The following is a 13,173-nucleotide window of genomic DNA, read 5'->3' on the forward strand; positions in this document are numbered from 1 at the left end:
CCGGCGGGACGGGCGAGGACTGGAGGGGAGCGGTCTACTTCGGGAGCGGACGGGCGCCGGCGGCGGGACGTCTCTCAGGCGGGCGAGGGGCCCGGCAAGGCGTCCGGCGGCGGGTCGGAGGTGCTGTCCGATTCCTCCGCGGCAAGGAGGACGCTGCGCCTGACGCGCCCGCTCAGCCCGTCCAGGCTGTCCACGATCGCGACCTGGGCCACCGAGCCGCTCAGGCCGGGGACCACGTCGTCGGACAGGCTGCCGAGCTGGCTCAGCGCCGACAGCGGGACGGCGTCGTAGCTGGCGTCGAACGCCTCGCAGAGCCGGTCCAGCCTGACCCGGTCCTCGGTGGTGGGGCCCGGCCGGGACCGCACGCCGGCCAGCCAGCCGGCGACCGACTCCTCGAACGAGGTCACGAGCCGCCGCAGCACCATGCTCACCCCGATCGCCTCGAAGATCTCGTAGCGGCGCAGCCGGTAGCTGAGCATGGCGCCGGCGGTGGCCGCGTCGTCCCGGGACAGGTCGAAGGAGCGCCCGATGTAGCCGTCGACGTCGTCGATCGCGGCGAGGCATTCGAGCGCGTGGGTGAAGAGCCGGATCACGGCGTTCGGCAGGTCCGGGCCGGGCCGCTCCGGCTCGGCGGCGGCTCGGGCGGGCGCCGCGGGCGGGTGGGTCAGGTCCCTTCTGATCGCCTGGAGCTGCCGGTCGGCCTGCTGGCGGATCTGCTCGACCTGGCTCTGCAGGTTGAGCAGGTGGTCGTGCGAGGCGGTCACCTGCCGCCTGATCCGCTCCATCGAGTCGCGCATCATCTCGATGTCCTTGCCGGAGGCCGCGGGACCGGCGCGGTCGCCGATGATCTCCCGGTTGAGAGCGTCCACGCTTCCGGTGAGGACATCGTGGAACTGGTCGGCGAGGTACACGATCGGCGGCGCTCCGCACGCCCGGGTCAGGGAGGGGCGGATCTCCTCGCTCAGGAACCCCGTCACCACGACCACGCGGCGCTTGGGGCTGTTGCTGCGGATGGCCCGGACGCGGGCGATCAGCGATTCGGCCTCGTCCGCCTGCACCAGCGGCGCGCTCACCACGATCGCGCAGCCCGCGCGGTCCTGCCCGGGGGGCATCGGGATCCAGAAGTCGGGCCGCTCGCGCTCGGGCAGCAGGGGATAGCTCGTCTCGGCCACCCAGCCCCGCCCGTTGAGGATCTCGGAGATGTTCGAGAGGAGGTCGTCCAGCGGCACCACGTAGCCGAGGTTCTCCTGCCGCGCCGCCGTGTGGACGGCGGGCGCGTCCACCCGCGCGGGCGGCACGGTGAGCTGGAAGCTGCGGTAGCAGAGCCTGACGACCTGGCGCGGACGGCCGCCGGTGAGCCGGCGGATCGCGTCGCAGGCCGACTGTTCGAACGGTTCGAGCACGCCGCCCTGGCGCAGCCGGACGTACTCGGCGATCTGCCCGCCGTCCAGGGGGGAGGGCGAGATGCGGGTGCGTATGCGGGACTTGACGTCGTCGGGGAGCTGGTCGAGGTACTCGGGCAGACCGCCGAGGACGAGCAGTCCACCGCTCTCGACGAACGTGCGCAGCAGCTTGTGGAACGACTTCAGGGTGTCGGCCGTGTTCGTCATGTCCGGCTGGAGGGGGCCGGGACGGCCGAGAAACTTCTCGATGTCGTCGATGACGAGTGCGAAGTGCTGCCCCTGCCGTCCGTAGAGGCTGGTGAGCGCGCCCATGCAGTCCAGCATCTGGGCGTTGGACGACAGGGCCCCGGTGATCCCCTGCTCCTGGAGGCGGGCGTCGGGCGGCGCGCCGCTCGCCAGCCAGTCCATCACCGCGAGCACGAGCTGGACGTCGGCCAGCAGGGCGAAGGCGGTGCCGAACTGCTTGTTCCCGGTCACCTGCCAGAGCCGCTCCTGGAGCTGCCTCGGCACCCTGGCCGCCAGACCGGCCTGCCGCGCGATCGTCCGGGGGTCGAGTCCGGGGTCGCGCCTCTCCAGCGCCGCCGCCTGTTCGGCCAGGTGGGGGAAGTCGATCCGGAGCCGCTCGGCGACCACGTCGGCGTAGTAGCCGAGGGCGATGTCCTTGAGCTCGTCGGGGTGGAACCTGGTGATGAAGGAGGCCCGGTACAGCGTGCCGAAGTCGGCGGCCTGCGCCGACAGATAGATGATCTTGCGCGGGATCGCGGCGCCTGGCGGCGGATGGCGTAACCGGTGGATCAGGGTGTTGAGCAGGTGCGTCTTGCCGGTGCCCGCCTCACCGGCGACGGCGATGACCTCGCCGTTCGCGCCGGTGGAGGACGCCCGCACCGCCTCGTCGTCGGTCAGTTCCCGCGGGTCGGCCGCTCCGGCCTCGCCACCGCGCCGACCGGTGCCCTGCTGGGAGCGCACGTCCCGCCAGAGGATCAGGCTCCGCGCGAGATAGTCGTCGACCACGCGCCGCACGGTGAGGATCGCCGGGGTGTCGAGGCTGACCACCTCGCCCGGCAGTTCGCCCAGCATGGCGGACGCCCCGGGAGGGAAGGGATTGCGCCGTGCCGCCGGTGACGGCTCATGATCAGCAGTCATGAGGAGCCCGTTTCTGCGATCGGCGGGGCCAGGATGAACTGGGACGCCAGATCACTGTAACTCACATCGCGCGGACTGTCAGCCCTAATGATCTGCTCGAAGACCTCCGCCAAGCCGTCCACCAGCAGCCTTATCGTCATGCGCCCGTCATATGCCGTCATAATCGCTTTGATATGGTCTTCCTGAATATTCAGCGATTCCCGGCGGTCCGTTTCCCGGTAGAGGCGCCGCCGGACGAATTCCCAGCCGTCCTCGACGGCCAGCGGGCCGGGACGCAGCGGGATGACGGAGAGGTTGCCGTGGAACGGCGGGTGCTCCTGATCGGTGTCCTCGTCCTCGAACTCCGCGAAGAACAGCATGCAGGGCTGGACGACGTCGGCGTAGAAGCGCACGTCGAGCAGGCTCGCGGAGCGCGGAAGGATGACCACGACCAGCGGGCCGTCGTCGGCGGCTCCCAGGCCGATCTCCCAGAGCATGGTGGCGACCTCGTCCCTCACCCGATCCGTGGTGAGGCCCTCCCGGGCCTTGAGGCGGTCGACGTCCTTGATCACGCTCTGCAGGCGCTCCAGCCGGGACTGCGAGCCCGCGAAGTGCGCGCTCTCCATCAGTTGCGAGCAGATCTTGAAGACCAGTCCCAGCATCCGCCGCTCCGGTGTCCCGACCGGGCCGCTCAGCGTCCTGGCGTCGACGACCTGCAGGTCGATCTGTCCGGCGAGCTCCTTGAGGAAATGGACGCACCTGCAGATCAGGGACGTCTTTCCGGTCCCCTCCATTCCGTGGACGAAGACGAGATGGCCCCTGTCGCGGATCGCCTCGATATCGTCTATCTCGCTCTGGAAGGCCGAGAAGCATGTGGTGAACGAGCGGATCTTCACGTAGTGGTCCGCGTGCTTGCCGACGCGGTGGGGCTCCAGGGCCAGGGGCGGCCTGTCGGCGTAACGCACCAGACGAAGCGGATTCCCCACCGAGAGGCGCCCGTTTCCCGGCCTGAGGTCGTTCGTCACGAGGGAACCTTCTGCCACAGCGCGAACCAGCGGAGGACCGGCGGTCGCCAAGGGTGCTCCAAGGCGCGCGCGGTGCCGCCGACCTGGGCGTCGATCCGGTGGACGAGGTCCATGACCGCCGCGTGCCGGGTCTCTCTGTCCTCGTCGTCCAGGTCGCTCCACCCCGCGACGACGGAGGTGTCAAGCTCGTCCGGGGCGAGTGCGGCGAGCACCGGGGACAGGGTGCGCCACCAGGGGTGCCGGGCCTTGATCTCCTCCAGGTGGAGTGCCAGTTTCCGCGCGGTGTCGCGCATGGCCTGGGCGGACGGCTGCCCGGCCGTCCTGCGCCGCTCGGCGTAGTCGCCGGCCTCGGCGAGGAATTCCCTGCCCAGTCTCCGGAGTTCGAGCCCCTCTTTCCGGCCGCGGTCCACGGCCGCTCTCCATTCGGTGGTGAAGAGGGTGAGCAGGGCGCCCACCAGGAGCGGACCGATGACCTTTGCGGCGGACGCCCACGCCGATGATCCTTTCTTGGACTTCTCCCGCGAAACGGTCTGGGCGCCTATCAGGGCGTCACAGGCGCGGTCGAAGTCCTTTCTGTGAAGTACGGCCCAGGCCTGCAGTTCGGCGGGGCCGGGAGTGCGGGCGGCCGAAGTCGGCCACGGCGATGCTCCGGACGGGCCCGAAGGGGCGGGCGACGCGGTGGGGGCCGGCGTCCCCGGCGGTGTCCCGGTGGGCGCCGGTGCGGACGCGGCCCCCGGGGCGGGGAGCCCGAGCGCCAGGAGTGCGGTGGTCATCTGGCCGGGGCGGGACAGGCAGTACACGGTGGCGGCCTCCCGCTGGTCCCCCGCACCGGGGGACGGGGCGGACAAGGGCGGCGGATCGTCCGATAACGAGGGCGAGATTTCCGCGGCCGCGCCGGAGGGACGGCTCACGCACCCGATGAGCAGCAGACCGACCATACAGAAGAACAGCCTGCGAACGCCCATTGATCGTCCTCCGCGGTCAGAATAGCGCGCCGGCGTCGCCCGCCGTGGACGAGTCACGGACTCGCTACCGGACGGCAAGCGCCGCCGGCGAGTGACGGGCGCATGCGGGACGGGCGGCGACGTTTCACGATCACGAGATGCGGACTAAAATGCGGGTGTTCGGGTGTTCGGCGGAAGGCCGGGCTTTATGACGTTGATGAATCACTCCTTTTCCGGTTCCGATTTCGACTCGCTCGCCTCGGGAATGGCGACGTCCGGTGCGATCGAATCGCTGGGAGCGATCCAGCACAGCCGGAACCTGCTGTTGCTGTGCTCCGTGGTGGACGCCGCCCGCCGGGCCGGCCACCCGGAGGCCGCGGCGGCCCGGCACGGTTTCGAGCAGCTGATGGAGCTGAAGCGGCGCGTCCCCGACGCCGCCGCGGCCGTCATCAGCCACCCCTCGACCGGCGGGTGGGGCCTGCACGCGCTGCGCGTCCTCCAGGGCGGCGCCTCGCCCGGCGCCTCGCCCGGCGTGCGCCCCGCGCAGCTCGCGGGGATGGCCGCGGCCGCGGCGGTGCGCGGACGCCGCCCGGGGACCTTCACCGTTCCCGCCTCCCGCGGCGTGGTGACCCTGCCCTCGGTGGGCGTTCTCACAGCGCCCGGAGACGCCGAGACGGTGCGGATCGTCCACGACGGCCGGGAGGTCGTCGCCACGGCCGGACGGACGAGTTCACCGATCCCCGCTGACGGGACCCCGGACGCGCCGGGCTGGCGGGGCCTGCGCACCCTCCGGGCGTCGTCCGCCGGGAGAGCCGAGTTCGAGCTCCTTCTCGACGATGTGGACCCGTTCCGCTTCCCCGACGCGTCGTCCGCCGGAGCCGAGCGCCTCTCCGAGACCGCCGTCGCGGAACTGGAGCGGACGCTCGGCGCGAGCTGGGCCCTGCTGTCGCGCCACCACGGCTCCAGCGCGCGCGAGCTGTCCGGCATGGTGTCCACGCTCACGCCCCTGCGGTCGTCCGTCGGTTCGTTCCGCAGCGCCACCTCGCGGGAGCACTACGGCTGCGTCGCGTTCTCCCTGCCGGTCGACCCGACGCAGCTCGCGGTCACGCTCGTCCACGAGGCCCAGCACGGCAAGCTGGCGGCGATCATGGACGCGGTGAAGCTGCTGCCCGGGGATGACGGCCGCCGGTACTACGCGCCCTGGCGCCCCGACCCGAGGCCGTTCTCCGGCCTGTTGCACGGCACCTACGCGTTCCTGGGCGTCGTGCGGTTCTGGCGGCGGCAGCGCTGGCTGGAGGCGGGCGAGCACGCCCTGGCGGCGCATCTGGAGTACGCGCACTGGCGCGAGGCGGTGCGGCTCGGGCTCGTCCAGCTCTGTTCGCACGACCGCCTGCCCGCGCTCACCGTGCGGTTCGTCCAGGGGATGCGGCGCGTGCTGGACCAGTGGGGGGCCGAGCCGGTCCCCGGGCCGGCCGCCGCACTGGCGGCGGAGCGGTTCCACGCGCACCGCCAGCGCTGGATCGCCGCCAACGGGCCGCTGCCCGGCTGCCTGCGGACGGTCCGCGACCTTCCGGACCCGGTCGCATGAGCGCGCCCGCGGCCCCCGAGGCGCTGCCCTTCCGGGAGTTCATCCTCAAGATCCACAGCCGCTGCAACCTGGCCTGCGACTACTGCTACGTCTACGAGATGGGCGACCAGAGCTGGCGCGACCGTCCGGTCACGATGCCGCCCGAGGTGGTCGACGCCGCCGCCCGGCGCATCGGGGACCACGTCCGCGAGCACGCGATTCCCTCGGTCGACGTCGTGTTGCACGGGGGCGAGCCGCTGCTGGCGGCGCCGTCCCTCGTCGAGCGGGTCGTCCGGTCCGTGCGCGCCGAAGGCGTGTCCGCGTCGTTCTTCGTGCAGACGAACGGCACCCGCCTGACCGAGGCCCGCCTCGCCCAGCTCGACCGGCTCGGCGTCCGGATCGGTGTGAGCCTGGACGGCGACGCCGCCGCGCAGGACAGGCACCGCCGCCTGCCGGACGGCCGGGGAAGCCACGCCCCGGTGGCGGCCGCGCTGCACGCCCTGTCCACCGGCCCGTACCGGCACCTGTTCTCGGGCATCCTCTGCACGATCGACCTCCGCAACGACCCGGTCGCGACCTACGAGGCGCTGCTGCGCCACCGCCCGCCCCGCCTGGACTTCCTCCTCCCCCACGGGAACTGGTCGGCGCCTCCCCCGGGACGCGCCGAGGGGTCGCCCGCCACGCCGTACGCCGACTGGCTCATGGAGATCTTCGACCGCTGGTACGGCGCGGCGGAGCCGCCGGCGGACGTCCGGACCTTCAGCGACCTGCTCACCCTGCTGCTCGGCGGAAAGGTCGGCAACGAGGGGCTGGGGCTCGCCCCCGTGCGGTACGCCGTCATCGAGACCGACGGCGCGATCGAGCATTCCGACCTGCTCAAGCCCATGACCGCCGCGTCCGCCGGCACCGGCCTGAACGTCCTGCGCGACTCCCTGGACGCGGCGCGCGCCCTGCCGGCCGCCGTCGAGCGGCAGCTCGGCGCGGCGGCGCTGTGCGAGCGTTGCCGGGCCTGCCGGTTCGTCGCCGTGTGCGGAGCGGGCCTCCAGGCCCACCGCTACCGGCACGGGTCGGGCTTCGACAACCCCACGGTCTACTGCCCGGACATGATCCGTCTCATCGAGCACGTGCGCGTCCGCGTGGCCGAGGACCTGGCGGCCGCGGCCCGCCCCTCCGGGCGCGGCGGCGCGGCCTGACGGAACGTCTCCGGTTCATCTGTCTTAGTCCGATATTGACCCGCCTTTTGACTGTATGGCTGTTTCAGGTGACGCCCTGTGAGCATCATCCGCAGGTCAGGCGACGCATGGCATGGGGGGCATCGTGAGTCAGGACGACAGGCGAGGAGCCGAGCAGGCCGCGGTCGGGACCAGGCGCAAGCGGGGCGCCGACGGAGGGTCGAGCGAACTCGTCACGTCCGGCGGCAGCACCAGGATCGCCGACGACGTCGTGGCGAAGATCGCCACGATGGCCGCCCGGCAGGTCGGCGGCGTGCACGAGATGGGCGCGGGCATGTCCCGGACGCTCGGGACGGTCCGGGACCGCCTGCCGGGCGTGACGGCCGACAGCACGCAGGGTGTGGCCGTGCAGGTCGGTGAGCGCCAGGCGGCCGTCGACATCGATCTCGTCGTGGAGTACGGGCTGTCCATCCCGGACCTGGCCGGCGCCGTGCGCACCAACGTCGTCAACGAGATCGAGCACATGTGCGGCCTGGAGGTCGTCGAGGTGAACATCACCGTGGACGACGTCCACGTGCCCGACGAGCAGCCTCCGGAGCCGCGGCACGAGGAGTCCCGAGTTCGATGATCTCCTGGACCGACGTGGTGGGCGCGTCCCACCAGCCCCGGCCCGTCCCGGCCGGTCGGCCGGATCCGGCCCGCGGCGCGGGGCCGACCGGGCCGGAGTTCCTCGCGGCGGGGCGGCCGGAGGCCCCGCCGGGCGAGGGACCGTCCGGTGGGACCCGCACGGCGGCCGCCCGGCCGAGCGCGGCGCCCGACCGCCGGGACCCGCTCGCCGAACTGGCCGAGCGGGTCGGTGCGAAGGCCCTGTCGTCTCCGGACGTGCTGGGACTGACGGCCGGTCCGCGTGGCTGGATAGCGACCTACCGCGCCGGGCCCCCTTACGCGGGGGTCGCGGTGCACGACGCGGTGATCGAGGTGGGGGTGGTCGTCCGCTACGGACGGCCCTTCGCCGAGATCGCCGAGGACGTACGGCGTCTGGTGCGCCCGCTGGCCGGTCGGCGGACGGTGGACGTGCTGATCGGGGACGTGGCCGATGGCGGCTGAGGGCCCCGCGGAGCCGAGAGGATGATCGGGATGGATGTGAGAGTACCGTGGCCCGTGATCGGCCTGGTCTTCGGGCTGGCACTGGGGTTCGCCGGAGGGTTCGGCGGCGCCGGCCCGTTCTTCCTCGTCCTGTTCCTCGGCGCGCTCGGCTTCGTGGTCGGCCGCGTCGTCGAGGGCAGTATCGACCTCGGGGAGGTCTTCTCGCAGGGCGGCACGAGACGGCGACCGCGATGACGACCGCCGAGCGGGGCAGGACGACGATCCGTGAGCGGAGCGTCGCGCGCATCGTCGCCGAGGCCGCGCAGGACGTCGAGGCGTCCGGCGGACTCGGCCGGACGCTGGTCGGCGTGCCGATCCCCGGGCGGGGTCCCGCCCGCACGGAGGTGCGGGTGCACGGCGACATCGTCACGGCCAGGGTGACGATGTCGGTGGCCTACCCGACGCCGGTCCGCACGGTCGCCCGCCAGGTGCGCCAGAGGGTACGCGAGCGGGTGGCGGAGTTGACCGGTCTCACCGTCCGGCAGGTGGACGTCGACGTGGCCGAGATGGGCCGCCCCGCCGCGGGCGAGAGGACCGTGCTGTGACCGCGCAGGCGGGCGCCCGGGCCGCCACGGAGCCGAGCACGGAGGCGCCCGGGTCGCGCAGGGCGGACCGGGCGGCCAGGCACGTGTTCCGCTCGCGCCGAGCGCTGCCGGCACTCGCCGGTGCGCTGCTGATGACGGCGGCCGGCGTGCTGACGGCGATCGAGGTCATCTCGGCGGCGCTGGACCGCCCGGCGCACTTCTTCCCCTACGGGTGGGTGAAGGACGCCCACTGGGACCACCGGCACGTGCTCGCGATCTTCGCTGCCCTGGCACTGATCGGTGTCTGCTTCGTGCTGGCCGCCGTGCTGCCGGGCAAGTCCCGGATCGTCCCGCTGCGCGGGCGGGACCCGAGCCTGATGATGGGCGTGAGCAGGCGGGGGCTCAAGCGCACCGTCGCCGCCGCGGCCGAAGGGGCACCGGGGGTGTCGGGCGTCGCGAGGGTCCGGCTGGGCCGCCGGAGGGTGCGGGTGGTCGCGGAGACACCCCTGCACGAGCCCGCGGGACTGGACGCGGGGATCACCGAGGCGGTGCGCGATCGGCTCGACCGGCTCCAGCCGGTGCCCGCCCGCTCCGTCTCGGTGCGGATGAAGCAGCGGGAGGACTGATGGACCGCCGTCTCGCGCACATCAACCGCACCGGCCTCATCCTTCTCGGCGTCGTCCTCGCCGTTGCCGGGGGCGCCGGCTTCGCGCGCGGCGTGGGCGCCTTCGGGGACGCACGGGCCTCCGCGCCCGTGCTCACCGGGCAGGCCCGCCGCTTCGCCGACGACCACGGCTGGTTCTGGCCGGCCGTCGCCGCGGTGGCCGTCGTCCTGGCGCTTCTGGGACTGGCCTGGATGCTCGCGCAGCTCCGTACCCGCCGGGCACGGGGCCTCGCGCTGGAGCCGGACGCCGAGGCCGGCACGACGCGGGTGGAGGCCAAGGCGATCACGGGCGCGCTGGAGACCGAGATCGGCGACTACCCCGGCGTGCGCAAGGTGCGGGCCCTGCTGATCGGCTCGTCCAAGGGGGCCGGGTTGCGGCTGAGCATCGCCTACGAGCAGGACTCCGACCCGGCCGAACTGCGGCGCCGCATCCAGGACGAGGCCATGCCGCGGCTCTGCGCCGCACTCGAACGCGAGTCGATCCCCACCGTGGTGCGGCTGCGACCGACGCCCGGGGAGCGGACCGCGACCGTCATCTGACGCCCCGGCCGGCGCCGTCTGCCCGCGCGCCTCGCCGCCCGCGAGGTCCCGGTGCTGATGAACTTCGGACATCCGCGTGGCACGGCGACCGCGTCCCTCCTCAGGCGTGCCGCGTCAGGGCGGGGCGTCCAGGAGGCCGGACTCGCGGGCCCTGGCGGCGGCCTGGGTGCGGGACGCGGCGCCGAGCTTGGTCAGGATCCTGGTCACGTGGGTGGCGACGGTGTTGGCGGAGATGAAGAGCTCCGCGGCGATCTGCTGGTTCGTCCGTCCGCCCGCGAGGAGGCGCAGGACGCCCAGTTCGCGGGGGGTCAGGCCGAAGGTGCGGCCGGACGTGCCGCTCCTGCCGGGCGAGGCGAGGTCGTCGGTCAGGCGTCCGCGGGCCGCGAGGTCGTCGATGCGCGCCCGCAGCGGTGCGGCGCCCAGGTCGGCGGCGATGGCGCGTGCCTCGCGCAACCGGGACCGGGCGCCGGGACGGTTGTTGGACGCGAGCGCCGCGGCCGCGGCCTCCGTCAGCACCACCGCGGTCTCGTGGCGGTTGCCGAGGTCGCGCCAGGCCGCGGCCGCCGCGTCCCAGGCGGCCAGCTCGCCGCCGTCGGTCAGCGCGCGGAAGGTGAGGCGGAAGGCCTCGATCACCGGGGTGGTGGTGCGCACCGAGCCGAGCATGCGGGCGAGGGACGCCAGCCGGTCCGCGGCCTCGCCCGCGACCCGCCGGTTCCGCGGCGCGGCCGCACGCCGGGCGCGCTGCACGCGCGCGCCGAGCACCGCGAGCCGCGCCGTGTCCTGCGGCGGCCAGGCGTCCGGTGCCGTCGCCAGGTGCTCGCCCACGATCAGGTCCGCGGTGTCGGGGTCGTCCTGGTCGATCGCGCGGGTGAGGCGCAGCAGGACCAGCCAGGCCTTCGCCTCCGCCGCGCCCACGGTGCGCACGGCGAACTCGGTGATCTGGCGCAGGAGCGTCCCGCCCGGCCCGGTCTCACCGCGCCGGTGCGCGATGTCCGCGGCGATCAGGCGCAGGTACGCGGCGTACAGCGGGGGCGGCGCCAGGGCGAGGGCGTCGTCGACGACGCGCAGGGCCTCGTCCCAGCGTCCCAGGTACAGCAGCGGGACGCCGCGGGCGTTGGCGAGCATGCTGCCGCGGGACCGGGCCTGGCCGAGCCGTTCGGCGGCCGACTGGCCGGTGCGGGCGAGTTCGACCGCCTCCTCGTACCGCCCGGCGTCGCACAGGAACGTCGACTCCCATTGGAAGCTGGTCAGGAACGTGTGCGCGTCGCCGGCCGCGTCGGCGGCGCGGCGTGCTTCGGCGAAGGCGCCGCCCGCCTGGTCCAGTTCACCGCGCGTGCCGTGGAGCGCGCCGAGCACGAGCAGTGCGGGCGCGCGCAGGGCGTCGTCGCCGAGCCGGTCGGCGAGGTCCAGGGCCTGCGTGGCGTGCCGCCGGCAGTCGTCGAGCTCGAACGCCATGAACTCCACGAACGCCAGGGCGGACAGCAGCCGGCCGCGCAGCTCCCGCGAGGCCCCGGGCGGTGCCAGCGCGACCGCCCGCCGCAGGTCGTCGCGTCCCCCGCCGTCGATGCGGCTCTGCAACCGGCCGCGCAGGCCGAGCAGCCGGGCCGCCCGCTCCGGCTCGGCCGCCGGATCCAGTTCGTCCAGCGCCGCGGTGCCGTGGGCCACCCCCGCGGCCGACCTGCCCGCGTTGAACGCCGCGGTGGCCGCTCGCTCCAGCACGACCGTGCGGCCGGCGCCGATGAGCCCGATCGGCTCCGCCACCTTCGGCCATTGGTCCAGGACCAGCTCCAGGAGGTGGAGCTGCTCGTCGTAGGCGTTCTGGCGCCGGGCGCGGTCGGCGGCGTGCCAGGCGGCGGGCAGGGCCCGCTCGAACTCGCCCGCGGCCGTCCAGTGCTCGGCCAGGGCCGTGCCGCCCGCGGCGGGCGCGGCGCGGTCGGCGAGCGCGGTGGCGTACCGGGCGTGCATGCGCCGCCGCCGGGGCGGCGGCAACGCGTCGTAGACCGCCTCGCGGAGGAGGTCGTGGCGGATCGCGTACCCGTTCTCCCGCGCCACCACCAGCTCCCGCCCGGTCAGGTCGCCGAGGGCGTCCGCGAGCCCGCGGCCGAGCCCGCCGGCGACCGCGCGGACGAGGTCGTCGTCGAGTTCGGCGCCCGCCACCGCCATGACCTCCAGCGCCTCGCGGGCCGGGTCCGGCAGGTCGGTGACCCGGGCGAGCAGGAGCGTCCGCAGATCGCCCGGCGGCGTCTCGCCCGCGGTGCTCAGCGCCTCGACGAACAGCGGGTTCCCGCCGCTGCGCCGGTGGATCCGGACGCTGCGCGCCGGGTCGGGCGGCCGCCCGTCGACGGCCGCCAGCAGCGCGGCGACGTGCCGGTGCTCCAGCGGGCCGAGGACGATGCGCGACATCGCGCCGCTGCGGCCCAGTTCGGCCAGCGTCCGCCAGTTCGGATGCCGGGCGGTCAGTTCGCCGGTGCGGACGGTGCCGACCAGCAGCACGGCGGCGCCGGTCAGGTTGCGGGCCAGGTAGGCGAACAGCTCGCGGCTCGACGCGTCCGCCCAGTGGAGGTCCTCGACCAGCACGACGACGGGCCGCTCCTCCGCCGCCCGGCCCAGCAGTGACAGCATCTCCTCCAGCAGCCTGGCCGGTCCGTACCGCGCCGGCGCCGGGCCGAGGTCCGGGAGCAGGTCGCCGAGCGCGGCCCCGCCCGGCGGAAGCAGCGCCGCCGCCCGGTCGCGGCCGAGGCGGCGCACCAGATCGCGCAGGACGGCGACGAACGGCACGTACGGGGTGCCCTCCGAGCCGAGTTCCAGGCATCCCCCGGACAGCACCAGCGGATCGCCGGGCAGCTCCCCCACCGTCGTGGCGACCAGCCGCGACTTGCCGATGCCCGCTTCACCGGAGACCAGGACCGTCCCAGGGGTCCCCGCCCGGGCACCGTCGTAGGCCGCCCGCAGCACGGCGATCTCGTCGTTCCGTCCGACCAGCACCGGGCTGACGACAGAACCGGTCATCGCCCCCTCCAAGCCCGGACCGGATGTCACCAACTCTGACGACGACAGCCTCCCATC

General features: G+C 73.9%; 12 protein-coding genes. 8 read left to right on the forward strand and 4 right to left on the reverse strand.

Features of this window, described 5'->3' with window-relative positions:
* Positions 1-74 precede the first annotated feature (74 nt).
* From BJ999_RS32985 to BJ999_RS32995, 3 genes are all read right to left on the reverse strand, one after another.
* On the reverse strand, positions 75-2,480 hold the full coding sequence (locus tag BJ999_RS32985; protein ID WP_179836875.1) for an ATP-binding protein: 2,406 nt from the start codon (positions 2,478-2,480) through the stop codon (positions 75-77).
* Between the two features lie 62 nt (positions 2,481-2,542).
* Entirely contained in the window at positions 2,543-3,550 is a 1,008-nt protein-coding gene (locus BJ999_RS32990) for a hypothetical protein (RefSeq protein WP_179836876.1), read from the reverse strand.
* A complete protein-coding gene (locus BJ999_RS32995) occupies positions 3,547-4,515 on the reverse strand; it encodes a hypothetical protein (RefSeq protein ID WP_179836877.1) in 969 nt (322 codons plus the stop codon). Before BJ999_RS32995 ends, BJ999_RS32990 begins: the two co-directional genes overlap by 4 nt.
* A 196-nt stretch (positions 4,516-4,711) precedes the next feature.
* Here BJ999_RS32995 and BJ999_RS33000 point away from each other — a divergent pair, with 196 nt between their 5' ends.
* The 8 genes from BJ999_RS33000 to BJ999_RS33035 all read left to right on the forward strand — a co-directional run bounded on the left by BJ999_RS33000 (position 4,712) and on the right by BJ999_RS33035 (position 10,107).
* Positions 4,712-6,082 (forward strand): HEXXH motif domain-containing protein, encoded by a 1,371-nt coding sequence (locus tag BJ999_RS33000; RefSeq protein ID WP_179836878.1) that lies wholly within the window; start codon positions 4,712-4,714, stop codon positions 6,080-6,082.
* Positions 6,079-7,254, forward strand: a complete 1,176-nt coding sequence (locus BJ999_RS33005) for an FxsB family cyclophane-forming radical SAM/SPASM peptide maturase (RefSeq protein ID WP_179836879.1) — start codon at positions 6,079-6,081, stop codon at positions 7,252-7,254. The genes BJ999_RS33000 and BJ999_RS33005 overlap by 4 nt, the downstream gene beginning before the upstream one ends.
* Before the next feature lie 112 nt (positions 7,255-7,366).
* Positions 7,367-7,861, forward strand: coding sequence for an Asp23/Gls24 family envelope stress response protein (locus BJ999_RS33010; protein ID WP_179836880.1), 495 nt, complete (start codon positions 7,367-7,369; stop codon positions 7,859-7,861).
* Positions 7,858-8,340, forward strand: a complete 483-nt coding sequence (locus BJ999_RS42565) for a hypothetical protein (protein WP_229810535.1) — start codon at positions 7,858-7,860, stop codon at positions 8,338-8,340. The genes BJ999_RS33010 and BJ999_RS42565 overlap by 4 nt, the downstream gene beginning before the upstream one ends.
* 30 nt (positions 8,341-8,370) lie before the next feature.
* Positions 8,371-8,574 carry a hypothetical protein gene (locus BJ999_RS33020; RefSeq protein WP_179836881.1) on the forward strand — a complete coding sequence of 68 codons (204 nt, stop codon included), beginning with the start codon at positions 8,371-8,373 and terminating at the stop codon, positions 8,572-8,574.
* Entirely contained in the window at positions 8,571-8,924 is a 354-nt protein-coding gene (locus tag BJ999_RS33025; RefSeq protein WP_179836882.1) for an Asp23/Gls24 family envelope stress response protein, read from the forward strand. The genes BJ999_RS33020 and BJ999_RS33025 overlap by 4 nt, the downstream gene beginning before the upstream one ends.
* Positions 8,921-9,529: a DUF6286 domain-containing protein gene (locus BJ999_RS33030; RefSeq protein WP_179836883.1), complete on the forward strand. Its 609-nt coding sequence runs from the start codon at positions 8,921-8,923 to the stop codon at positions 9,527-9,529. Before BJ999_RS33025 ends, BJ999_RS33030 begins: the two co-directional genes overlap by 4 nt.
* A complete protein-coding gene (locus tag BJ999_RS33035; RefSeq protein ID WP_179836884.1) occupies positions 9,529-10,107 on the forward strand; it encodes an alkaline shock response membrane anchor protein AmaP in 579 nt (192 codons plus the stop codon). The genes BJ999_RS33030 and BJ999_RS33035 overlap by 1 nt, the downstream gene beginning before the upstream one ends.
* A 114-nt stretch (positions 10,108-10,221) precedes the next feature.
* Here the strand turns inward: BJ999_RS33035 and BJ999_RS33040 are convergent, their stop codons facing one another.
* On the reverse strand, positions 10,222-13,116 hold the full coding sequence (locus BJ999_RS33040; RefSeq protein ID WP_179836885.1) for an ATP-binding protein: 2,895 nt from the start codon (positions 13,114-13,116) through the stop codon (positions 10,222-10,224).
* Between the last annotated feature and the right edge of the window lie 57 nt (positions 13,117-13,173).

The sequence above is a fragment of the Actinomadura citrea genome (assembly GCF_013409045.1).
Classification (GTDB): Bacteria; Actinomycetota; Actinomycetes; order Streptosporangiales; family Streptosporangiaceae; genus Spirillospora; species Spirillospora citrea.

Bases quoted from the DNA above. Each gene is read 5' to 3' on its own strand.
- BJ999_RS32995 (WP_179836877.1), bottom strand. From the start codon at position 4,515: ATGGGCGTTCGCAGGCTGTTCTTCTGTATGGTCGGTCTGCTGCTCATC.
- BJ999_RS33040 (WP_179836885.1), bottom strand. From the start codon at position 13,116: ATGACCGGTTCTGTCGTCAGCCCGGTGCTGGTCGGACGGAACGACGAG.
- BJ999_RS33035 (WP_179836884.1), top strand. From the start codon at position 9,529: ATGGACCGCCGTCTCGCGCACATCAACCGCACCGGCCTCATCCTTCTC.
- BJ999_RS33000 (WP_179836878.1), top strand. From the start codon at position 4,712: ATGAATCACTCCTTTTCCGGTTCCGATTTCGACTCGCTCGCCTCGGGA.
- BJ999_RS33010 (WP_179836880.1), top strand. From the start codon at position 7,367: ATGGGGGGCATCGTGAGTCAGGACGACAGGCGAGGAGCCGAGCAGGCC.
- BJ999_RS33025 (WP_179836882.1), top strand. From the start codon at position 8,571: ATGACGACCGCCGAGCGGGGCAGGACGACGATCCGTGAGCGGAGCGTC.
- BJ999_RS42565 (WP_229810535.1), top strand. From the start codon at position 7,858: ATGATCTCCTGGACCGACGTGGTGGGCGCGTCCCACCAGCCCCGGCCC.
- BJ999_RS33005 (WP_179836879.1), top strand. From the start codon at position 6,079: ATGAGCGCGCCCGCGGCCCCCGAGGCGCTGCCCTTCCGGGAGTTCATC.
- BJ999_RS33020 (WP_179836881.1), top strand. From the start codon at position 8,371: ATGGATGTGAGAGTACCGTGGCCCGTGATCGGCCTGGTCTTCGGGCTG.
- BJ999_RS32985 (WP_179836875.1), bottom strand. From the start codon at position 2,480: ATGCTGGGCGAACTGCCGGGCGAGGTGGTCAGCCTCGACACCCCGGCG.